Origin of the sequence: Cryomorpha ignava (assembly GCF_010686655.1) — a bacterium.
In the GTDB taxonomy this organism is placed as follows: domain Bacteria; phylum Bacteroidota; class Bacteroidia; order Flavobacteriales_D; family Cryomorphaceae; genus Cryomorpha; species Cryomorpha ignava.
The window spans coordinates 255,069-277,657 of the sequence record NZ_JAAGVY010000002.1; the positions used below are offsets into that span (position 1 = coordinate 255,069).

General features: G+C 38.5%; 24 protein-coding genes. 20 read left to right on the forward strand and 4 right to left on the reverse strand.

Features of this window, described 5'->3' with window-relative positions; genetic code table 11:
* The first annotated feature begins 21 nt into the window (after positions 1-21).
* The 3 genes from G3O08_RS02435 to G3O08_RS02445 all read left to right on the forward strand — a co-directional run bounded on the left by G3O08_RS02435 (position 22) and on the right by G3O08_RS02445 (position 2,738).
* Positions 22-360 carry a DoxX family protein gene (locus G3O08_RS02435; protein WP_163283063.1) on the forward strand — a complete coding sequence of 113 codons (339 nt, stop codon included), beginning with the start codon at positions 22-24 and terminating at the stop codon, positions 358-360.
* A gap of 6 nt (positions 361-366) precedes the next feature.
* Positions 367-705, forward strand: coding sequence for a DoxX family protein (locus G3O08_RS02440; protein ID WP_163283064.1), 339 nt, complete (start codon positions 367-369; stop codon positions 703-705).
* Positions 706-1,088: 383 nt separating this feature from the next.
* Positions 1,089-2,738, forward strand: coding sequence for a L,D-transpeptidase family protein (locus G3O08_RS02445; protein WP_163283065.1), 1,650 nt, complete (start codon positions 1,089-1,091; stop codon positions 2,736-2,738).
* A 3-nt stretch (positions 2,739-2,741) separates the two neighbouring features.
* Here G3O08_RS02445 and G3O08_RS02450 read toward each other — a convergent pair whose 3' ends face one another.
* Both G3O08_RS02450 and G3O08_RS02455 read right to left on the reverse strand, forming a co-directional pair.
* Complete coding sequence (locus tag G3O08_RS02450) at positions 2,742-3,602, reverse strand: murein L,D-transpeptidase catalytic domain family protein (protein ID WP_163283066.1); 861 nt, start codon at positions 3,600-3,602, stop codon at positions 2,742-2,744.
* A 196-nt stretch (positions 3,603-3,798) separates the two neighbouring features.
* Positions 3,799-4,257 carry a ferritin-like domain-containing protein gene (locus G3O08_RS02455; protein WP_163283067.1) on the reverse strand — a complete coding sequence of 153 codons (459 nt, stop codon included), beginning with the start codon at positions 4,255-4,257 and terminating at the stop codon, positions 3,799-3,801.
* Positions 4,258-4,533: 276 nt separating this feature from the next.
* Here G3O08_RS02455 and G3O08_RS02460 point away from each other — a divergent pair, with 276 nt between their 5' ends.
* The 15 genes from G3O08_RS02460 to G3O08_RS02530 all read left to right on the forward strand — a co-directional run bounded on the left by G3O08_RS02460 (position 4,534) and on the right by G3O08_RS02530 (position 16,791).
* Positions 4,534-4,701, forward strand: a complete 168-nt coding sequence (locus G3O08_RS02460) for a hypothetical protein (protein WP_163283068.1) — start codon at positions 4,534-4,536, stop codon at positions 4,699-4,701.
* Positions 4,702-4,979: 278 nt separating this feature from the next.
* Positions 4,980-5,885, forward strand: coding sequence for a class I SAM-dependent methyltransferase (locus G3O08_RS02465; RefSeq protein ID WP_163283069.1), 906 nt, complete (start codon positions 4,980-4,982; stop codon positions 5,883-5,885).
* Between the two features lie 267 nt (positions 5,886-6,152).
* Positions 6,153-6,692, forward strand: a complete 540-nt coding sequence (locus G3O08_RS02470; RefSeq protein ID WP_163283070.1) for a hypothetical protein — start codon at positions 6,153-6,155, stop codon at positions 6,690-6,692.
* Between the two features lie 131 nt (positions 6,693-6,823).
* Positions 6,824-7,090 carry a T9SS type A sorting domain-containing protein gene (locus G3O08_RS02475; RefSeq protein WP_163283071.1) on the forward strand — a complete coding sequence of 89 codons (267 nt, stop codon included), beginning with the start codon at positions 6,824-6,826 and terminating at the stop codon, positions 7,088-7,090.
* A gap of 434 nt (positions 7,091-7,524) precedes the next feature.
* Positions 7,525-8,952 (forward strand): serine hydrolase domain-containing protein, encoded by a 1,428-nt coding sequence (locus G3O08_RS02480; RefSeq protein ID WP_163283072.1) that lies wholly within the window; start codon positions 7,525-7,527, stop codon positions 8,950-8,952.
* Positions 8,953-9,101: 149 nt separating this feature from the next.
* The gene (locus tag G3O08_RS21625) at positions 9,102-10,385 is read left to right on the forward strand and encodes a T9SS type A sorting domain-containing protein (RefSeq protein ID WP_163283073.1); all 1,284 of its coding nucleotides are present in this window, start codon (positions 9,102-9,104) and stop codon (positions 10,383-10,385) included.
* 220 nt (positions 10,386-10,605) lie between these two features.
* On the forward strand, positions 10,606-10,854 hold the full coding sequence (locus tag G3O08_RS02490; RefSeq protein ID WP_163283074.1) for an FUSC family protein: 249 nt from the start codon (positions 10,606-10,608) through the stop codon (positions 10,852-10,854).
* 63 nt (positions 10,855-10,917) lie between these two features.
* Positions 10,918-11,325 carry a GNAT family N-acetyltransferase gene (locus G3O08_RS02495; RefSeq protein ID WP_317164012.1) on the forward strand — a complete coding sequence of 136 codons (408 nt, stop codon included), beginning with the start codon at positions 10,918-10,920 and terminating at the stop codon, positions 11,323-11,325.
* A gap of 408 nt (positions 11,326-11,733) precedes the next feature.
* Positions 11,734-12,813, forward strand: coding sequence for a magnesium/cobalt transporter CorA (corA, locus tag G3O08_RS02500; protein ID WP_239540855.1), 1,080 nt, complete (start codon positions 11,734-11,736; stop codon positions 12,811-12,813).
* 589 nt (positions 12,814-13,402) lie between these two features.
* Positions 13,403-13,720 carry a hypothetical protein gene (locus G3O08_RS02505; protein WP_163283075.1) on the forward strand — a complete coding sequence of 106 codons (318 nt, stop codon included), beginning with the start codon at positions 13,403-13,405 and terminating at the stop codon, positions 13,718-13,720.
* A 259-nt stretch (positions 13,721-13,979) separates the two neighbouring features.
* Complete coding sequence (locus G3O08_RS02510; protein ID WP_163283076.1) at positions 13,980-14,210, forward strand: cupin domain-containing protein; 231 nt, start codon at positions 13,980-13,982, stop codon at positions 14,208-14,210.
* Positions 14,211-14,267: 57 nt separating this feature from the next.
* On the forward strand, positions 14,268-14,837 hold the full coding sequence (locus G3O08_RS02515; protein ID WP_163283077.1) for a hypothetical protein: 570 nt from the start codon (positions 14,268-14,270) through the stop codon (positions 14,835-14,837).
* Between the two features lie 11 nt (positions 14,838-14,848).
* Entirely contained in the window at positions 14,849-15,205 is a 357-nt protein-coding gene (locus G3O08_RS02520; protein WP_163283078.1) for a hypothetical protein, read from the forward strand.
* 222 nt (positions 15,206-15,427) lie between these two features.
* Entirely contained in the window at positions 15,428-16,120 is a 693-nt protein-coding gene (locus tag G3O08_RS02525) for an SMUG2 DNA glycosylase family protein (RefSeq protein WP_163283079.1), read from the forward strand.
* 206 nt (positions 16,121-16,326) lie between these two features.
* Entirely contained in the window at positions 16,327-16,791 is a 465-nt protein-coding gene (locus G3O08_RS02530; protein ID WP_163283080.1) for a hypothetical protein, read from the forward strand.
* Between the two features lie 62 nt (positions 16,792-16,853).
* On the opposite strand, the gene G3O08_RS02535 is transcribed toward G3O08_RS02530, so the two are convergent.
* Complete coding sequence (locus G3O08_RS02535; protein ID WP_163283081.1) at positions 16,854-17,963, reverse strand: transporter substrate-binding domain-containing protein; 1,110 nt, start codon at positions 17,961-17,963, stop codon at positions 16,854-16,856.
* A 420-nt stretch (positions 17,964-18,383) separates the two neighbouring features.
* On the opposite strand from G3O08_RS02535, the gene G3O08_RS02540 reads away from it, so the two are divergent.
* Positions 18,384-20,618, forward strand: a complete 2,235-nt coding sequence (locus G3O08_RS02540) for an FUSC family protein (RefSeq protein ID WP_239540858.1) — start codon at positions 18,384-18,386, stop codon at positions 20,616-20,618.
* Positions 20,619-20,668: 50 nt separating this feature from the next.
* Here the strand turns inward: G3O08_RS02540 and G3O08_RS02545 are convergent, their stop codons facing one another.
* Positions 20,669-21,652 (reverse strand): dipeptidase, encoded by a 984-nt coding sequence (locus tag G3O08_RS02545; protein ID WP_163283082.1) that lies wholly within the window; start codon positions 21,650-21,652, stop codon positions 20,669-20,671.
* A gap of 428 nt (positions 21,653-22,080) precedes the next feature.
* Between G3O08_RS02545 and G3O08_RS02550 the strand changes: the two genes are divergently transcribed.
* On the forward strand, positions 22,081-22,539 hold the full coding sequence (locus tag G3O08_RS02550) for a cold-shock protein (protein WP_163283083.1): 459 nt from the start codon (positions 22,081-22,083) through the stop codon (positions 22,537-22,539).
* Positions 22,540-22,589: the final 50 nt, after the last annotated feature.

Sequence of the window (22,589 nt, forward strand, 5' to 3'; positions counted from 1 at the left end):
AACAAACTAAAACAAATGAACATGGAAGACTTAACAAAATTGGTGCAAATAGCTGTTGCTATTTCTGTTGCTTATGTATGGGTATTCAGATTTCACAATGTCGTTAAAGAATTTAAAGAATTCGGATTAAGTGATTTAACCCGAAATTTTGTAGGAGCAGCTAAAATAGCCTTGGCTACATTGCTTGTGGCGGGTATTTGGTATTCATCATTGGTTTTTATTCCCGCTGTTCTTATGGGGCTATTTATGATAGGTGCTCAATATTTTCACTTTAAGGTAAAGAACCCTTTTATCAAACGTTTGCCTTCTCTCATTCTTTTGATTTTATGCGCTTTTCTGGCGTTAGAATCAATCCAATAAGCAGCTATGGATGTAGTTAAAATATGCATTTTAATATCGAGTTTATCCTTTTTTGCTTATGCTGTTTCCTACTTCATATCACCGCAAATGAAAAAAGAATTTAAGCGATTTGGATTAGAAAAAATTGGCTTATTAACCATAATATTGGAAGTTATGGGAGCAACAGGTTTAATCGTAGGGCTTAAATTTAATTTAATTTTAACCATTTCATCTCTCGGTCTTGCCTTGCTTATGCTATCTGGCCTTATAGTAAGACTAAAACTAAAAGATAGCATTTGGATTTCTTTTCCGGCTTTGTTTTATATGGCGTTAAATACTTTTATCTTTTTGATGTCAATTAAATAAGACAGGGCATACTCGGTGCGAAACCTAGCTGGGTTCATGGCATCTAAACTCTACAGTAATTGAACACCAAATACGCTTCAATACCATTAAAAAAACCACCAATTCTGAACTGTCAGCAGGAATATTTCTACCAAAAGTGTTGACTTCTTTCCTCAACTCACTTCAGGCTCATCTGACTCAAATAAAATTTTGGTTTTTTCTTTAAACCATTACTACAACTCGTCCGGCAGCTTCTTGTTGGCTTCCCCATCAATGGTATGATTTTCGAACGGGGTTGGAAAGAAAACATAAGCGAATTGACATACGGAAAGCTTGACAAAAAACACCCCAATACATTCAGCAGCCCGAATCCAAAATATACTTTTACTTTTTAAAACCTTAAAATGCATAAAATTTTCCTTTTTACACTTCTTTTGTTTGCCTTTTGCTCATGCTCTGTTGATAGTTCCCAGAAAATAGTTGAAGAGGAAAACACCGCGTCTACAGACTTTAATCACACCTTAGATGTCTCTAAAGCATTGTCTGAATTTTCGGCCAGCAAAAATGGAGGCTCAGCCGAGAATTTGAAAATGCAGCTTGGTGAATTCTACTCACAGCGAAACCATTGTTCCATGTGGTTTGGTACCGAAAGGCCAACATCTCAACTCTTGTCGCTGAAGAATACCGCTTACGAGCTTATCAATGAAGGCAATGCTGTTTATTCAAGCTATGCAGATTCCATTGATTATTTGATCGACATAGTGTATGGATCCGGGCAAGTAGATTCTACAGTCCTCGCAAGAGCAGATCTAAATATTTCAGCGCAGTTTTCTCATTTCGCTAATAATCTTTTGGAAGGTCAGTTAGAAAGCTATTCAAACGGCGAGGCGCATTGGTATGTAGATCAGAATAATCGCGATGTGCTTAATGACCTTGCAAGAATTCAAAATAGTGGGCAATTAGATTCGCTGTTAAATTTCTATCGACCCAGTAGTGCCGAGTACGTGGCCTTATTAGCAACCTTTCAAAAAATTCAATCTAAAAAAGACACCTCCACTTTTCTCTTTTCATGCGATTTTCTTGACTGGGATTCATTGGCTCGCGATACTATGGACCTTAAATTGGCCGAAAGGCTAAACCAATGGGGCTTTAAGAACAAAACAAGTATCGGTACTTCTCGCCCTGAGGTGGCGAAATCTTTGGCTCGCTTCCAAACCTTGCGTGGTCTGGAAAATAGCGGTAAGCTAGATTGTGAAACTGTAGAACAGCTTAACATGAGCGATGAAGAGGTTTTGGAAAAAATCGCACTTAATCTGGAAAGGCTCAAAACATTGCCACGCAGAAACGGTAAGGAATACATCATGGTAAACGTTCCCGAATACAAACTTCGTGTATTTAGAAATGGGGAGCGGACTCTGGAAATGGCTGTAATTGTGGGTAAAGAGTACAATCCTACTCCCATATTTGTAGATACACTTTCATACCTTGTGTTTAGCCCCACATGGACCGTTCCTCAAAGTATCGTTCAGCAAGAAATGATTCCAAACTTGAGAAACGATCCGGCTCACTATATTAAGAAAAACTTTAAAGCCTATGAAGGTGACAATGAGATAGATCAAAGAAAAATAGACTGGAGCGACAAAGATATTTCTTCGCGTTATTTCATCTTTGTACAACAGCCGGGAGGGTCAAATTCACTAGGACTGGTTAAATTTATTATGCCTAATGACATGAGCATTTACTTACACGATACGCCTGCAGATTATTTATTTAACCGCACCGAAAGAAGTCTAAGTCACGGCTGTGTGCGCTTGGAAAAGCCACAGAAGCTGGCAGAGTATCTGCTTGCAGACAGAAAAGAATGGAATAGCTCAAAAATTAGCGAGGCGATGCACTCCGACTCCCCTACTCAAGTGAATTTGGATAAGAAGATACCCGTTGAAATCATATATCTTACTACTTGGGTAAATGCCGATGGTGAACTCGCTATTCTTCCTGATGTATATGGGCACGATGCAGAACAAAAGAAGCTATTGTCGACCATTTCTGAATAGAAACTAATTCTTTAAAAGCGAGCGCATTTGAATAAAAGTACTCTGCTGGAGATATCGGTCGTCATTATAATATCCGAAAACCGCTGATTTATTTTTTATCGTATTGATAATTTCTTTGTGCAATTCTACCGGAACGACCGGACATCCATAACTTCTGCCAAGCCGTCCGTATTTCTGAATAAAATCTTGACTCACATAAGGTGCCGAATGCATTACCACGGCACGCGCCCGCATATTGTCATTAATTCCCTTCTCTACGCCATCAAGCCGCAGGCTAAAGCCTTTTGAGCCTCTGTAAGTCTCGCCCGTTATATAAAGACCCATACTAGATTGGAGCGATTCTGCTGTATTGGAAAACTTAATTGCTTTATCGCCTCCTGTATTCTTACCATGGCTCACATAAGTGTGAAACAGAATTTCCAAATTCACCAAATCAATGCAGTAAAATCTCCTAAATTTACTGGGCTTGGTGTAATCAATGATACTAAGTATGTCTTCATTCTCAAGCATTCCTTCATTTCGTAAGCGAATGTATCCCACAAGGGCATACTTAAATGGTAAATAATCAAGCCCAATGGTATCAACCCTTGGATAGAGCGAATTATAGATATCCGAAATTTTAATTTCCAAGGCCATTGAATCTACGAATGAAGTAAAATCTGTAGAAGAATTCAACGACTCTATTAGTTCTTCAACGGGCGAAACTGCGCGCTCGCTTTCCAGATCGTCGTGAGCTTCTTTTTCGAGCAGATTCTCAATGGAATCCGGTTCAGAAACTAGTTGAGCCCAAGAATTTAAAGTTGAAAAAGCTAATAGAATCAGTGCCACTAAAAAGTTTTGAATACCAAATACACTTAATTTCATATTCACAAAGGTAAGCGTATGGAATTAAAGGCGATAATGAAACACAATAAGAAACCGCCCTTTGGCATTTCACTCCTTTTTTATCGTCAGTAGAGCACTGCACCAACTCGAAATTCCTTCAGGATTGAAATTCGCAGTTCAGAAATATCCAGATTTGTTTGTAGAAGAGCTACCAAAATTACTATCGCGGTTTTAATTAATCCACGAGGTCTTCTAAACGCTTAAAGGTGAGCAGCGATCGTTCCACTTTTGCTTTTTGATTTGTTAAGACTTCTATTACAGAGCCAGCCATATACGGAGCCTTCAACTGTTCATTATACTCCTCCACACTCGCTTTGTCGCCTCTTATACATTCTTCCAAAATCGTTTCAGCTCTATTAGTAGAAAGGGCAGTTTTTACGTCAATCCATACCCTGTGGGCAGTCCCTAGAATACTACCCGATGCTTTTGATGCAGCCCCAAGTTTTTTCAATTCACTATCTATTTCAGTAGCGAAACCGCTTCGCTCATTCGCTTTCTGCTGAAGCCATTTTTTTAAGACGGGGCTATCCGTTTTTTGCATTACATGCTTCAAACCTTCCTCGGCATCATAATTTTTCTGAAGTATCTCTTGAAGAGAATTAACTAATCTTTCTTTGTGGTTTGACGTATCCATCAATTATAGTTTTAGTATTAAGGCTGCGATAAAGAAAACTGTTTCTATCAGGTCACGTAACAATCAATTCTAAAAAAAAGTTTAAGCTTAATTTCAGATAATCGCACCTTTCCTTATAAATAACCTACTGCCAACTTGCTTGAATTCATATTTTCTTTCTTTGAGTAGATTTTTTAAACTGATCACATCACGGTACTGCATTTCAATATCCTTCCCGGTGGTTTCCTTTTGGAAATTACGACAACCATACTATGCTGTGCTTAACAAGCTAATAATGTGGGAGACAATATTGACCTGGCCATTCAGTATGGAAATCTGAAATTTAATGTAGGTTATTGGGCAAATCTAAAAAATGTTTATTTTTCAAAATATCTTTACGAAACAGAATCTGAAGAGAGTTTAGATATTGTCAAAAGGTCGGAAACGATTTTAATGAAGATTTAAGGAAGGGAAAGTATCAGGATTTTTTCACTACCTACTAAAATGTGCAGAAGAGTAATTGATATTTGAAGATAGACCCACCACAAAAATAACTTCGTTGCTTATCACTGCCCCTCTATTTTAAATAAAACGCTATTTTTAGCGGTAGGATAGGAGGTTGATTTAAGGAAATTTAGAAATTGCACCACGCAATCCCCATATTCAAAATAAAACACCCAGTGGGTACTGTACCACCTTCCAAGGTGCGCAGCTTAGTGAAGTTATAATTAAGAAATAGAATAATGGCAGACAAAAAGGATCTGGATTTTACATATACCACGATCGATAAAATATTTCGCTTAAGCATAGGAGAGTCCGCAGATTATAGTGGAGCCAAATATGATGGGGATTTCTCAATGAGTCTGGAAGAGGCTCAAAAGGCGAAGCACAAATTTATAGCAGATAGTCTGAACATTAAAGCCGGAAGTAAAGTGCTGGATATGGCCTGTGGCTGGGGTCCATTCATTCATTATTTAACGTTGGAAAGAGGTGCTTCCGGTATCGGATTGACGCTATCTGAGGGCCAAGCAGAAGCCTGTCGAAAAAATGGGTTGGACGTTAGAGTGAAAGATTGTCGCACTGTGAAAATCGAAGATTTTGGTGTTTTTGATGCCATAACCTGCATTGGTGGCCTGGAGCATTTCTGCGCTGTAGAAGAATGGAAAGCCGGGAAACAAGAGCAGATTTACAGCGATTTTTTTCAAACTCTAAATAACCTAATGCCAATAGGTGGGAGGTTTTACATGCAAACGATGACTTTTGGCAAGAATATGATCGACTTTGAGGAGATAGATGTAAAAGCCAAAAAGGGATCTGCAGCACACGTTATGGCTTTAATGATTAAAGAATTTCCAGGTTCATGGCTTCCATATGGGCCGGAAATGGTAGTACACAATGCCCAGCCTCATTTCAAACTTATATCTCAAAGCAGTGGCAGGCTCGACTATATTGAAACCATTGGCCAATGGAGAAAGAAGTTTAGGAAATTTGGGTTAAAAAAGTATTGGCTATATGCCTCGTTGCTTCCTAAATATATTACTAATAAAGAGTTTAGACATCAAGTAGCTATTTTTAAAATAAGTCCTAACAGGGTATGTTTTGAACAGGAAATAATGGAGCATTATAGATTGGTTTTTGAGAAAGTGTAGATTAACTATTACGAAAAGGATTTTATTAAAAACCTTGGCCAAAATTAAGAGATTTGAAATGCCCGAACCTTTATATACAAACACTTTAAGGGCAATACAATCATAAAGAAGGGATGATTCTTTAACGTTTCAAATTCTATATGATAAAATTTAGAGCACATCAAAAGGAAGCATTAGCGTACCGCATTTCAAATTTTGAGAATACGAATGTGAGGCGACATTCTTAATTTAATATTTTGTTTTTGAGAGATCAATTTAAATAAAACCATGAAAAAAACAGTAATTTTTTTAATCGCAGTATTTGCGGCAAGCTTGGGTTACAGCCAATGTGAAGCGCAAATGAAAGGGCTGAGCAATGCCGAAAAGTTCGCCAATACTTCCGGTAAGCTTATTCAAATGGAATTTTTAGAGGTTGGCACAGTAAGGAAAGTTGACATTAAAGTGATTCATTATCTTGATTTAAATTCTTTAGACAGTTTAAGAGCGTTAAGATTTGAGTATCTTGTTGTAAGCACTTACAATACACATACTAAAGTTGCCACCGTAGATACAGATGAAATTGACGGTTTAATAAACGCTGTAAAAATGATTCAGGCAAAATTGGTTTCGGCCAATCTTATAAATCGCACCGAAGTAACGTATAGAACCAGAGGAGAATTTGAGGTCGGATGCTATTTGAAAAACCAGGAGTGGACAGCCTACTTACAACTCGTGTGCTATGATTCAGACTCGCGTGTGCGTTTGAAAGAAGGTGATTTAGCGGAACTTTTAGCATTGCTTGAGATAGGGAAAGGGATGCTAGAATGAGCGTTTTCGCAGAATAAAATAATGCACCACTGCAAGCAGTGTATGCTTTCGAGAGCCTGTAACCTACCCCGCCATCTCCTGCCAACTTTACCTTTGCGGCTTAGCGCCTTTGCGAGCGTACCTATCCGTTTGTGGGTGTACTCTCCATTAACGACGAAGATATAGAACAGCTGTCCATTTATCCCAATCCAAATAATGGATTATTCACGTTAGATTTTGGCACTCAGGTACCGGAGGATGTTTTTATTTCAAACACACTTGGAGAAATCATTTTTTTAAATTCACAGGTCAAACCAATTGAGACGGTAGATTTAAGTGATGTAGCCGCAGGTGTATATTGTGTCATCTATCAATTAGACGGAATGAAGCAAGTGAATAAATTGGTTATTCAGCAATAAACTATTTTGAAACTGTTTGAGACTTCAGAATAGAAATCATGCCAACTACCTTGAAGCGGTAAAAAAAAACTTAGTGCCGAATTTTTATTTGGACTTGGCGCTTAGGTCATCCATCACTTGATTGATTTATTTAGACGGCCACTTTAATCTCTTAGATAATTATAGTGATTGCATTGGTTTATTGTTGCTTTCTGCAATAGTGGTAAGAGGATTTATTGGTTTTTCACATTTGGTGTATTATAAGTTGTAATCGTTTGGGTTTTTGATTAAACTTGGAGTGCAAAATGGATATTAAAACTTATGTGCCCATAGCTGAAATAAACGTAACAGGTGAGCTTATTTTTCGATAAGCGTACAACTATTTGTTACACTAATTTTTCAATATGCGTACGTGTACGCTTATCGGAATGTTATCCACCATAATCACAAGGAATATGAAAGTCTTGAATACGCTTCTGATCTTATTAATTTTAATAGCTTGCTCTCCTGAAACTGGAAAGAATAAAGAACTTTTAAGTACGAGAATCTCCAGAATAGAGAATGGCCTTCAGCCTAATTTCCAAATACAAGGAGATAGTATACCAAACTACAAAATTGAAGAAAGAATGAAGGAACTTGGTATTCCTGGGGTAAGCATCGCAGTGATCAATGGTGGTCACATTGAATGGGCTAAAGGTTATGGTGTTGCTGACAGTTCAGAAAATCGTTTAGTAACTAGCGAGACAATGTTCTTGGCTGGATCAATTAGCAAACCAGTTGCTGCCATTCGAGCTCACCAACTTGCAGAAGATGGTGTAATAAATTTGGATTCAAATGTTAACCAGTATTTATCTAGCTGGAAGCTACCTGAAAATGAGTTTACAGAAATAGAAAAGGTCACTACTCGAAGAATTCTAAATCATACTGCTGGATTGACAGTTTGGGGGTTTCCAGGATATGATAAAGGTGATACGATACCTAGTGTAGCGGAAGTTTTGAATGGTAAGGGAAATACAGATTCGGTACACGTATATAAAGAACCTGGTGAAAGTTGGATGTACTCTGGTGGAGGCTATACTATCATGCAATTAATGATTTCGGACCTTGAAAAAACGCCATTCCCAGAAATAATGCAATCGAACGTATTGGACCCCTTAGGAATGACGCTAAGTACTTTTGAAAATCCGCTACCTCAAAAGTATCAATCCATAGCTGCAACAGGTTATCGTGCAAGCGGTGAAGAGGTTGAAGGTAAGTGGCCAATATACCCTGAAATGGCAGCAGCTGGACTCTGGACAACCCCATCTCAACTCATACTTTGGGCTAAGGAAGTTCAAAAAACTCAGCAAACACAAGAAAATGGATTATTGAAGGTGGAGACAGTTAACGAAATGCTGACTTCTGGAATGAATGATCATGGCCTTGGACCAGGTGTAAGCGAACATACATATGGACATGGAGGTGCTGATGAAGGGTTCAGAGCCAACTTGGTCGTTTGGAAAGAACATCCTGTTGCAGTAGTGGTCATGGTAAATTCGGATAATGGCAGCATAATACAAGAAATCTTATTGAGCATTGCCAACGAATACCTGCTACCCGGGATTGAACCAGATTTACGAAAAGTTGCAAACAAATCTGTAGTGGAACGGACTCCCATGGTGGGGACTTATATATTTCCAGAACTAGGTGTGGCTAATGTTACTATAAAGGAAAATGGCTTGGAAATAGATGGAGATTTCACAGATGAACCTATCCTGCTACTGCCAGAAACCGATAGCACATATTTTAATACAAAAAGTGGAACATATTACACCTTTCTCCTTGAAGGCGAAAATGTCACTGGGATTAAATTTTGGAAATATACAGGGGAAAAAACCGAATAATAAAATGTGGACAACACTATGTAAAATACATTAAAACGCATTTTACACTAACCGTTATGTGCAAACCTTATCGACTGACTTTTTAATATTTTACCAATAACAAATATTATATGTTACGACTTTTATTACTTTGCGGAATTTTATTTTCAGTGACAGCAAAAGCACAACCCAACTGGTCTGCAATTAAATCTAACGCAACATTTATTGTCGCAGATACAAATTATCTAGCCCCGACAATTCAACCAATTAACGTTGGTGGGTGGGAAGACGGTTTATATATCACCCGTGACGGCAAGCATTTATACAGTACTTATTTGCCAATTGATGCTTTTTCTTGGATTGGTGACATTTCTCCATGTATAAATTTCGTACCGTATTTCCGCCCGCCTCTGTTGGGGATTGACACAGTTACAAATCCTTTCGGATGCCCAAATTACATGCATAGCGATATAATTTTAGCATCAAAATCAGATACAAGTTTGCCATTTAACCCTTGGACAAGCTCTAATCTTGCCACTTCTGCAACAATGGAAGGCGGTGCACATGGCGTATTATTAAACTCCGACACATTTGATGTTTTTGTTTACACAACTGACAATGGTTCGCCTTGGGGAATGGAAATAATGTTTATGAAAAATGTGTCTATCAACCCGAATACTTCCACCGCCATTTCAATTGTTAGTTCCATAGGAGCAGAGGATAATCCACACATAGAAAGAATAGACGCAACTACGCTCTTGTTGATTTTTGACCGTGATCGATATATATATTATTCTTTAAGTTACGATAACGGCGCTACTTGGGAAATACCTATTCAGATGACTAACGTGCTGAATGACCAGGCTCCATATGATGTGCAACCTCATTTATGGAATGATGGCGTGGATTGGTGGGTTTATTTTTGTGCCGATAATATAAATAACAGGCGATGTATCTATAAATCAAAACAATTGATTGCAAACGATTGGAACAGTTGGGGGCCAAAACAATTAGTGATAGAACCTTCGACTATTACAGACGGTTCAGGCATAATATTCGGCGTTGGCGAACCAACACTTACTCAATGGGGAGACCTTTCGTTTGTAGTCATATATGGCGACATCATCTCTGCCGACTCAACCGATGTTTATGATTGCGACCCGTGGATTTTGAAACGAAAAAATTATCCACTTTCAACTTCAGATAATCACTTGTTGGCCCCAAAAACATTTAATATTTATCCCAATCCATCGGGCAAAACCCTAAACATTTCACTTCTCGAAAATCAGGAGACAAGAATTCAAATCTTCAATATAATGGGAATATTTCTTAAAGAAATTTCAATAACACAGCAAGCACAAATTGACATATCGGATTTCCCAAGCGGAATGTATTTTGTTCGACTAAAGGACGATCCACTTTCAAGAGAAATATTTATAAAAAGTAGTCAATGATAAAATAACCAATAGAATCAAAACAAAACAGGAATAAGGTAAGCACATAACAAATGGGATAGTGCAAGCTTGGTTAAGTGGATTTGCAAGCTTTGAGGTTCGTGAAAAAAGTCGGTGTAAATTGATAGGTAATCGCTTCCTAATCCCGCACAAAACCATACCATATACCGTTATTCCTGCCCAGTAATCTAGATCTAAAACTAAAGAATCAAAAGAAAAAATGAATCAAAAAGAATTACTAGAATTAACAGACCAAGAGTTGTTGCTAGAAGCAAAGAATAGCAAACGCACAAAAGTTTATGATGCTGTAATCTTCGGCGTACTGATTGGAATTGCCATTTACAGCTCCATTAAAAATGGCTTTGGCTTGCTGACTTTTTTACCCTTAGTTTACATACCAATAGCAGCCAAAAATAAAACTAAAAATACAGCTTTGGAGAGTCTTTTGAAAGAAAGAAATTTGAAATAAGAATTCGCTAAAAGCTTTCAAAATTCTAACCAAATCATCCTGTAAATTGAACAATATTGCGGAATAAATAGCGAAAAAACCAAATATCAGGAAGGACTCTCTACACACAATAAGAAGTTTCTGTACTTTCAATTAATTAATAAAACCACTGGTGAAATTATAGGGTGGTGCGGGTATCACACTTGGTATACTAGTCATAACGGGGCCGAATTGGGTTATGGTATATACGCTGACGCGCACAAGCATCTAGGATTAATGTCAGAAGCAATGCTGCCCATACTCAAATCTGGGTTTGAACAAATGAATCTAAACAGGATTGAAGCATTTATTGGCCCAAACAATTTGCCTTCTTTAAACCTGATCAAAAAAATGAATTTTACGCAAGAAGGCAAGTTGCGAGCGCATTTCATTAAAAATAATCAAGTGGAAGATTCTTTGGTTTTTTCATTGCTTAAAGCAGAGTTTGATTGAGATTGACGCCTAAGTCTGTATTGGGTTTCGGAATAGACCTGGACTGGGATAGAAACTCAAATGTTTTTAAATAAAACTGATAGACAGATATTTATCTCGATATTTTAGCTCTTAAAAGATTATTAGTAGCTATATTGGTACATGTTCCGTGCATGTGCATTCCAAAACCGTGTAAAATAGTACCAACACGAAATGCGCCGTGTGGTGGTGCATTAGAAAAGCAATGATTATGGATACTAGCTATATTGAATTAATACTTTAAATTGGAGTTGTCAAACTAGTCAAAAATGAATTTAGACTGATGAGGTATCTCACCAGCCCCCTAAATGATTGGGCATCGATTAAAGTTTGAAAAACTAATTTGCTGAATGAACGAATTATCGATAGTATTCAATTTAAATATCCATTATGCTAAGAAAAGATATGGCGCGATTCTTAAAAAAAAGTAAACAAGAAATTGGACGCTCACCTGACGAGCTAATTTTTAAGGGAGATCAAAAAATAGATCAGGTGCAATTGCGAATCATAGATTTTGATTCTACAAATCTTTCGGAAGATGCGTTAAAAACGGTGAGTGATATTGTTGCGTTTCAACACAAAAACACGGTAACCTGGCTAAATGTAGATGGATTGCATAACACCGCAGTAATGCTGGAAATCACCAAAGTGTTTGACCTGGACACGCTTGTAATGGCAGAAGTATTAAATACAGATGCAAGGCCAAGGATGATTGAATATGACAATTGCGACTTGATAACACTCAAAATGTTGAGCCTGGATGAAGCAACAGGAAAAACACATGTTGAAAACCTGAGCATAATCCTTACCGAAAATGTTTTAATATCTTTTCAAGAAAACCGCGGCGATGTGTTTGAGCCGGTTCGGGAGCGCATTAGAAAGCAAAAAAAGCGCATACGCAATGGTGGTACTGATTACCTGACTTTTGCCTTGCTCGATATCGTAGTAGATAATTATCTATACGTAATCAGTGTTTTAGGCGAAAAAATCGAGACTTTAGAAGAAAACCTTCTGCTTAATCCAAGTGAAAAAGTGATATATCAAATTAATGATTACAAGCGTGAATTAAACTTTTTGCGAAAGATTGTAAAGCCTGCTAAAGAAATGATTTTTAGCATTACCAAGGCCGATTCTGATTTTATTACTGAAAGCACTGATGTTCACTTCAAAGAGCTTCAAGATAATATTAGTCATGCCAATGATGCAGCAGATTATTACCGTGAAATACTGTCAGACCAGCTAAACATTTATCATACAACGATAAGTAGTAAACTGAATGATATTATAAAATTTCTAACAGTGTTTTCAGTAATTTTTATCCCATTAACTTTTATAGCAGGAATATACGGTACCAATTTTGAATATGTACCAGAGTTGAGTTTTAAATATAGCTATTTCATTATGTGGATTGTGATGATAATCATTGCCATTGGTATGCTATTGTTTTTCAAACGGAAAAAGTGGTTTTAAGAAGGGAATGGGGCGTGGATAGGATTATTTAGTGTCTGTCTATACAGTCCACTATCTGCGTTGCACTTGTCTTGAAAACAGTCATCCCGCCCCAGCGGGGCTCCTTGATTTTCAATCCTACGTGCGCCTTGCTATTGAACTTTATGATCCAGCCACCTGACTCTATTGACAGACTCTATTTAATGTAGTAAATGGGCGCAGATAAAGGAACATACTCAAATAAATGACTTTTTGAATGAAATTTATTTTTATGAGATCACCTCAATGAGTAAAGAAAGATTCTCGGGAAAATTTGTGGTTAGCAACTAGAGGGTGGAATTCGATATTTTCGGTTCAGATGGACACGTCTGGGTTAGTTTAAATTTAAGAGCTTGTCGCAAGTGTCAAAAGTGTCGCAAGTATCATAATGGAATTAAATAAAGCGACCGCAAAAACGCGCAAGCTCCAAACAATAATCGCTAACTTGCATTCAATTGAAAAAAAATGGAGCAAAGAGACTTTTTGAAAGATCAAATCGAGCAAATGGGGAAAGTATTCGCTAAGATACTAGCTGACTTTCTTGGACTAAAATCAAAAGGCGGGACAATAGATGGGAATTGAACTTGCCAATAAGCGTTTGCAAAGCGAACTTGACATAGACATTGAAAAGCTAACCACACTAACCAAAAACGAACTCCAGAACTATCTGTATACCCGGCACCTGACACCCAAGCATATGGAATCTCTGGCCGACTATTTGAAAGTGATTGGGCAAAGCGCAAGGGATCCAAATACAGGAAGAGCGAGATTATTCTTTGTTACTGCTATTGAATTGCTCGATATCTCTGATGAAGTCTCTAAAATAATGTCATTTGATCGGGTTCGTAAGAAAGCTGAAATAGAAAATCTGATTCAACAATGCGAATAGCTTAGGGATAAGTAGGTAAACTCAAAGGTTTAATTTCTCAACCAAGGTGCTATTCGTCAAGCGGGACAGTACTTAGGAAGCTCTTGTAAAACAAATTATAATTGTCGTAAGTAGTCCTCTGAACTCGAATCCAATTAAAAACCTTATATTGAAAAATCGAGATTACTGTATAAATTCAATACTATAAAAAGCAATGGACAAAGTAACTAAACCTAACATAAAAGCATTGGCAACAGGCAATACACTAATAGCCAAATAAATGCAGGCCAATGCAGGAGAGCTATTGCCGGTTCATCTGGCCAGCCTCGAATCTATACTTTTGGTGCAAGAAGGGGAGTGTACCTTTAAAATGAACGATAAGGAACACGTTTTAAAAGCAGGCGATGCGCTTGTTGTTCCACCAGAGATCAAACATCAAATTAAAGCGAATACCGATTTTAAAGCTGTGCATTTTATGCCTAAGAAGATTGTATTTAAATTCTTTGAATAGAGACTCGCACATTTAAATCCATTTTCTTTAAATCAGTAAGTGCCGGCCTCCACATAAATGAAATATCTTTTTAATATAATTTTCATTTTTACGATTCAGTATTCTTTTGGTCAGAATTATTTGGATTATTACACTCAAGTAAATAAGGCAAAGCTGTTGGCTGTTGACTCAAAATATCAAGAGTCAGCCTTGCTCTACCAAAAGTGCTTTGAAGAATATGAATTTGAATTTGCCAGAGATTGTGTTAACGCTATTGAAGTATCTGCTTTAACAGGCCTTGATTCCCTGACATTTTATTTTATTAAATCGGCTTTGAAGAGAGGTATTCCAATCTCTTACTTTGTGGAAAATCCCGATCTATCAGACTTCAGGTCAACTCAATATTGGAATTCAATTGTTATAGATTCTGCAGCTTTTAAGAAAGAATATGAAGCTAACATCAATGCTGAATTGAGAGCAGAAATCAATCAAATGTTCAAAGCGGATCAGGAAATAAGAGCTCGTTATTACCAATGGTCTAATTTCTTAGTAAGACCGATAATAGGCAAAAAATGGAAAAAGCTTAATCAGGAACAAGTAATGCGTATTGTGGAAATAAAAGCTATGGTTTTCCGGGCGAAAGGCTAATTGGAATTGATTTGCCTGAATATCACCAAAAAATAAGCCATACCCAGTTTTCGGCCGGAATGCCTATTATTATATTGGTACACCATTATAGTCAACCCAATATTTCACATGATTCACTGCTTTATGCAGAAGTGTTTACGGGAAATTTGTACAACGAACACTTTGCAACGATTTGCGATTTTGGAGCAGCATTCGGAAAAAACAAGTTCTCTGGTTACGGGTATTATGGATTGAGGCAGAAACCAAAAAATTATAAACCGGATGAATTTTCAGAAAAAAGAGAAAGAATAGGACTGTTGTCTAATTCTGAAATTCAAAAACTGAATCAATCCAATATACAGACTAAATTTTGGAACAGATTGAAATAGGAGTGACTGATAGAATTATCAAGGTATCTACCGAGTTCAAATTAAAGAGGCTTTTTTCAAAAGACTCAAACAATTGTACCTTCTCTGAATGATTTTATATGTACATCTGCAGCAGACCTTTTTTGTAGCGGATTCACAGATTGTGCTATTTCATGAACAACCCAACTACCCAACTGTTTGAAATTTAAGTTAATCAGAAAAGAAATCCTTTAAAAAACCACCATGCCAAAAACCTTTGGAGAGAAAGTCATAGATTACAACCGCACCTTGCACTTTTCAGGGAAATTGCCAAAGGGGTTTCGAGTGCTCAATCCCTATTTTGACAATCCGGAAACGATGGTAGTGATGGAGCAATTTTACAAGAAATTCTACAACGACAGGAACAAAAGAAAGTTTATGATCGGCATCAACCCGAGTCGCCACGGAGCAGGGGTAACCGGTGTTCCGTTTACCGATACCAAGCGACTCGAAAGCGTCTGCGGAATCAAAATGCACTCTGCGCATACCCACGAAGTTTCTTCAGTTTATTTATATGACATGATTATGGAATACGGTGGACCGGAAACTTTCTTCAGCCAGTTTTATATCAACTCACCTTTTCCGTTGGCCATTTTACGCCTATCAAAAGAAGGCAAATGGCTGAATGCCAATTATTATGATGACCGTTTTCTTTTTGAAGCTGTGAAAGATTTCATGATTGAGTCTCTCAAGAATCACATCAGTATGGGATTGGACACCACCGAAGTGTATTCGCTGGGAAAGAAAAATGCAGATTTTCTCGAGAAGTTAAACTCGGAAGTAAAGCTATTTGGCAATATAAAAGAATTAGAGCATCCACGGTTCATCCAGCAGTATAAATCGAAAGAAAAACAACTCTATATCGATAAGTATATATTGACATTGAATAAGTATTGATGGGTTTGTTTTGATCTGGAGCCTGCATTGATAGAGGTCGTATTATCGACTAATTAATACTTGAGGCCGTATCTTTTAAAATCAACCCAGAAAAATTACATGAACGGTAGTTTAGAATGTCCAAATGGACGAAGCTATAAAAGGTTTTATGTTACCTTGCGTTATAACTATTTCCAGAACCAACCCGCTTAATAGAACCAATCAAAATGAATACAATTGAATTAAAAGACAGACAAGCACTGGCCAACGATAAAAAATTAGCTGGTATCTACACCCAGCTTAGAATCCTTTTGAGCGAATTGAATAAGAAGGAAATACCAAATCAGGTCATTGAATCGATCAACGGGGAAATCGAAGAATTAAATGAGACGACAATAAGCGGAAAAGACTTTATGAAATTGGTGAAGGATAAACAAACCAAAATCTTAAAACTGGTTGAACAGGATCTGAAGTATGTTCCAAAGAACCATTTTAGAAATATCTGGCTCGCACTTGGTATGGCTGCTTTTGGGGTTCCACTTGGAGTTGCTTTTGGGCTGAGTATTGGCAATATGGCAATGCTTGCAATTGGGATACCTATAGGCATGGTTGTGGGATTGGCAGTAGGAACTGGGATGGATAAAAAGGCCGCCGAAGAAGGGCGACAGTTAGATATAGAACTGAAGTATTAAACTATCTCTCGTAACACATATATTCTGACCTAAAACTTGGATTAGAACAGTTTCTACATTATTTATTTTTGCTTACCCAGATATTCGTCTATAATTTCTTGCACCACATGCTCTTCGGCCAGCCGCAGCAGGGTTCTGTTTACATCATATACCAGCGGACTCGTTAGCGGAAACGCAAAACCATAACCTTGTTTGTAATATTCGGCCTTGGCAATATACAGATTTTCGTCGTTGTTCACTTTTAGAAAATACATCAATTGCGGCTGGTCGTAAACTACGGCATCTACCGTTTTGTTTTTTAATTTATTCATCGCCTCATCCAAATTACTTGTTTGAATAACGGTTGCGCTATATTCTTTTAAAAAGGCTACCGCTGGAGATCCCGCAATGGTGGCAGCCTTTTTTGTAGAAAGCTCTTCCGCATTTCTAATAGTCGAAGTGCCCAGGCCAGATAAGGTAAGCGTACTGGCAATACCCGCTACCATAGATGTGGCAAAAATAATGGTCACAACCATCCATATACCGGCAATGATTCTGCCGCGCAAAGTTATTGGAGCCATATCGCCATACCCTGTTGTGCTCATGGTTACAATGGCCAGCCACATGCCATTTCCAATTCCTTTTACCGGATCTTTCGGAAATTGCTCTGGAGATGCTTTATGCTCGGCCAGCCAAAAGAGTGTTCCTACAATAGCCAGAATAAATACGAAAATGCCTACAGCGACAAGGAGACTAAAACTAAAAAAAGGTTTTATTCTCGACCAAAGCCCTTTCCCGTCGGCGCGCGAAGCAATAGACAGGCTCGATTGGTAATAAGGTTGCGAAAAACTCATTTTTGTCACCCTGTCAGAAGTTATGCTAATTGGACCTACCACAAGATCGAGCTCCTTGTTTTGAAGGGCAGTCAATGCGGCATTTACCGTATTAAATGGGACGTATTTAAAAGTCCATTCTTTTTCATTCGCCAGATCCTCCCATATTTCAATGGCAATTCCCCGCGGGTTATCTAAATCGTTAAATACAAAAGGCTCATTTCCAGCTATTCCCACTTTTAAGGGTTGGCTCGCTGCCGCGGAATCTTGTTTTATTACAACACCTTGCGCCCCGACTTGAACCGTAATAAAGAGAATGGAAACGAAGAAAACGAAATTTGAAAGTTTGAAAGAATGCATAATAAAGATTGGTAAAATAAAAATTCAAGATCCGAATAGTAAGAATAGTTTGGATTTCCTGCAAATATAAAGTGTTTGGAATTTGCTGTTTTTTGTGGGTTAAGGTTTGATATGGTGGATTTTTTTAACCGCCAAGGAGCAAATCTCAGATCAAGCAACCGGCATGAGGGTTTACGCTGAGGTCGCAATGGGTGTCATGTCATATGGGAGATGCCCTAAAAGGCAATAAACGATTAGTAGGACGCGGTGGGGGTATAGTTAAACCGGAGGTAATGCCGACTGGGCGACATTTATACCGAATACTCAATAAGCCCTTCTTAATATTCGTAAATTTGCATCGCGATAAATCGACGAAGCTACGAGGGGAGAATACGAAATACACACTACTCAATACTCCGTACAAAATACTCAAAAACAAACTTGGCTTCAAAATTTTCAATATCTACCCTTTTTTTAAAAGATCTGCCGCTCTTCCTTAAGAGCCGCGACTTTTCAAAAGCTGTTATGATAGGGTTCGCCATTACGACTCCTATTTTAATCGGTCTGTATTTGGGGCATTTTGAAATTGGTTTAGCACTCTGTTTTGGAGCGTTTTGGTGTTCGCCAAGCGATGTTAGCGGAAGCTTCCGGCATAAAAAAATAGGGATACTTTTCTCGGCAGCTCTCGTAATGATTGTGAGTTTGGTAGGAGGCTATCTGCACTACGAAGCCTGGATTTCGCTGCCGATTATAGGAATTTTCACTTTTGCCATTGCCTTCATTTCGGTGTATGGTTTTCGCGCATCGCTTATCAGCTTTTCCGGTCTTTTGGCGCTTGTATTGAGCTTTGCATACGATGTTCAAAACCTTGAGATTTGGCAATATTCGCTCTTGGTTGGAGTAGGCGGGTTGTGGTATTTGCTGCTAACAATGGTGTGGCACCGGCTTAGCCGAAAGGCTCAGACAGAAGAAATTCTGTCTGATACCTATTTGCTTACCGCCGATTTTCTGGAAATCCGCAGCAAGCTGGTAGACCCTAATAATGATCGTAAGACACTGCAAACCAGGCTGCACGATATTCAGATAAAGCTTATTGAACACCACGCCACCTTGCGGGAAATTTTAATGCTCTCACGGCAAAAATCCGGGAAATCAAATTTCGAAGGGCGTCGGCTTCTCATATTCGTGCAATTGGTTGAAATGCTCGAAACGGCCACAGCAAATCCGGTGAATTACGATAAAATGGATGCTCTATTTATAGAAAACCCCAAATATGTGAGGAGTTTCCAGAAGATAATTCTCGAAATGGTCAGCCAATTGCGGGGTATCGCCAATGCGGGAGGCGACACGAAAAAACTCCCCAAAAACAATAAGCTTACCGAGTGCTTTGAACAGGTGAAATCGGAAATTTCTGAATATGGACAAAATGCCAACGGGGTCGATTATGCCGCTTATGCCATGCTCAAAAACCTATTTGAATATCAGGAAAAGCAGTTTGTGAAAATTAAAAAAATCAAGTGGTTACTCGGCAATCCAGATTTGGAAGGAGAGGAGCCTGTTGATAAATCGGTGTCGAGACTATTCATCGTTTCACAAGATTACGATCCCGCCATTTTGGTGCGCAACTTTAGTCTCCGTTCCAATATTTTTAAGCATTCCTTGCGGCTCGCGGTTACACTTATGGTGGGCTACACCGTTGGCGCCTGGTTCGATTCGCAAACTCCTTACTGGATTTTGCTCACCATCATCGTAATTATGCGGCCGGGCTATGGACTTACAAAAACACGATCTAAAGATAGAATCATCGGGACTCTGATAGGTGCTTTTCTTGCTTTGGGACTGGTTTTTCTCGTGCGTCATCCTTATGCCTATGCCGCCTTAGGCGTTGTGTCTCTTGTTATTGCCTTCTCTATGGTGCAGCGCAATTATAAGGCATCGGCCACTTTTGTTACACTTAGTGTGGTCTTTATCTATGCCATTACCCGGCCCGATATTTTAAATGTTATACAGTTTCGAATCGGCGATACCGCCATCGGTGCCGCCCTTTCTTACATGGCAATGCGATGGCTCTGGCCTGCCTGGGGTTTTCTCGAAATAAGCCGAAATATTGAAACCAGCGTTTGTGCAAACAAGAATTTTCTGGGTCAGATAGCCCATTATTATCAGCAAAAAGGTCAGGTGCCTATTACGTACAAGGTTTCCCGAAAGGAAGCGTTTTTAGAGACCTCAAATTTGAGTTCCGCTTTTCAGCGAATGGCTCAGGAACCTAAGTCGAAGCAAATAAACCTACCCGAAATCTATGAATTGGTTGAGCTAAACCACACTTTTTTATCTGCTCTGGCATCACTTAGTTCTTATATCCAGTTTCACCCCACCACCAGTGCATCGATGGCTTTTAATGCGGCAATAGCCAAAATAGACCAAAATTTAGCCCTGGTTTTGCAAAGCTTAAAAGAAAAACCAAAAGAAAAAATCTTGATTGGAGCACAGGATGATTCGTTTTTTCTGGAGCAATTAGAAGTCTTTCAGGCAGAAAATACGCCACTGATGGGAGCAATCAATACCTTGCAGGTACGCGACTTTCAGGAAGCCCATCTTGTTTGGGAACAATTGAGATGGTTGTATTCGCTAAGCTTCAATATGCTTAAAATCACCTCGGCTATTGAGTTTGACTAAAAAAATGCAGACTGTAATCAATTTATGTTTTAAGGTAGCTTTGCGAATGGCTAATCCCACAACCTATCCAAAAATCGCTTTGCATTCCCAGAGCTAATCTTTTCCGCAACCTCACCACCAAATCGTTTTTCAATTTCAATAGCAATATCCGGATACCGGCTGGCATTTTCATGTGCCGGATAATAAAATGGAATTCTGGATTGATCTGGATGGGTACCGGCAAAAAAGTAATCGGCCCCAAAACAAATTGCATCTCTACCATTTAATGCAATGCCGTGGGCTATATGATCATACAAGGCATTGGGGTTGTCGTTGTTTACAAAGGCGCGTAGGAAATTAACGCCGATAAGGCCTTCTTTTCGGATGATCTCCGATGCAATCTCATCCGATAAGTTACGCGGGTGATCCCACACCGGACGGTAATTTGAATGGCTTGCGATAATTGGGATATCCAAATTTTGTTTTGCTAAATAAGTCAGCAAATCATATGCAAGGGCATCGCTTGTATGCGAAAAATCCAATGCGATATGCTTTCCTGCCATGTAGTCCATCAATGCTTTGCCATCGTCTTTCAACCCTGCAGTTGAATAATTGCCGCCACCAAATCTATTTTCTGCGTGATGGGTAAGACTTATGTAAAATAATTTGCCCACATTCTGGATTATCAAGTCCAAATTTTTGAATCCTTCTTTCAGGTCAATCGCCTCATCGCAAAAGGCAGAAGCATTTTCTACAGAAGCCACCATACCGATTCCCTCTATGGTATCAAGCGTTCCCAAATGCTCTTTTCCTATTGCATATAAGTTGTCCGTTTCACTGTGAGCCAGATACTTAAATATTTGACTTTGCTGCAATCCCAACTTATGGCTTTCAGCTACCGTAGGCGCAAAAATTGCCATGGTCTGGAGTTTTACATTTCCGTTTTGTAAAAATGGGAGAGAGCTGCCAATATCTTTTGTAGTGTTGATATCCGAATTCTCTCGGGTGAGATAAATCAGGAGGTCGCAGTGAATATCAATAATAGCTCTTGCCATAAAGATCTTATGAGGTCGAAACGCTCTTTTTGCTTATGCAGACAAAGTAAGCAGACAAAGCGTTTGACAGGGTTTTACTTTAAAAGCGAAAGGTAAGAATTCTGCCCAAATTTTATTGTGCCGGAATAATAAAAAATGACGCAAAGCCTGTTGCCTTCTGCAGATCATAGCATTTTGAGGGTTTCATCGCATCTAGATTAATACATTTTATTTAGTACCACACCGAATATACTTTATTGTGGAATTCTTCCGAATACTGTTTAGATTTTCATTAAAGCATTTCGGCATATTATTATTCTATTTAAAATAATTACTCGTAGCTTTGCAATATATTTGTGATAATCTTTTGTAAAGTCTCAGTTTATCATTATATTCATGGCGGTTGTTTGAAAAGTTCAGGCGATCTGTAATTAAAAAAGAAATACGAATTGGGAAGATCTCAGGAAACCTGGAGTAAACGGGAAAAAGAAAAAAAGAAGCAGAAGAAGAAGGAAGATAAAATGAAGCGTAAAGAGCAGCGCCAGGAAGAAAGTGCCGGTGGCTCAAGCTTTGACGATATGATAGCCTATGTTGATGCCGACGGAAATCTGACGGACACGCCGCCAGACCCGAATGTCAAAAAAGTAAAGATTAAAGCAGAAGATATCATAATCGGTATTCCGCCTAAGGATGATAGCGAGGAAGAAGATACAGTAAAGGAAGGTACAGTATCCTTTTACGACGATTCAAAAGGCTATGGTTTTATCAAGGTGAAAGGCACTGGCGAAAGTTTGTTTACACACGTAAAATCGCACATTGACGAAATCAAAGAGGGAAATCTCGTTTCTTTTGATGTAGCACCAGGCGATAAAGGGCCGGTAGCTATCAATGTTAAAATTATAAAGTAAATTTTTAATTTCAAGGTTCATTTGTGCCTTTTAAAAACTTAAAAAGCTGT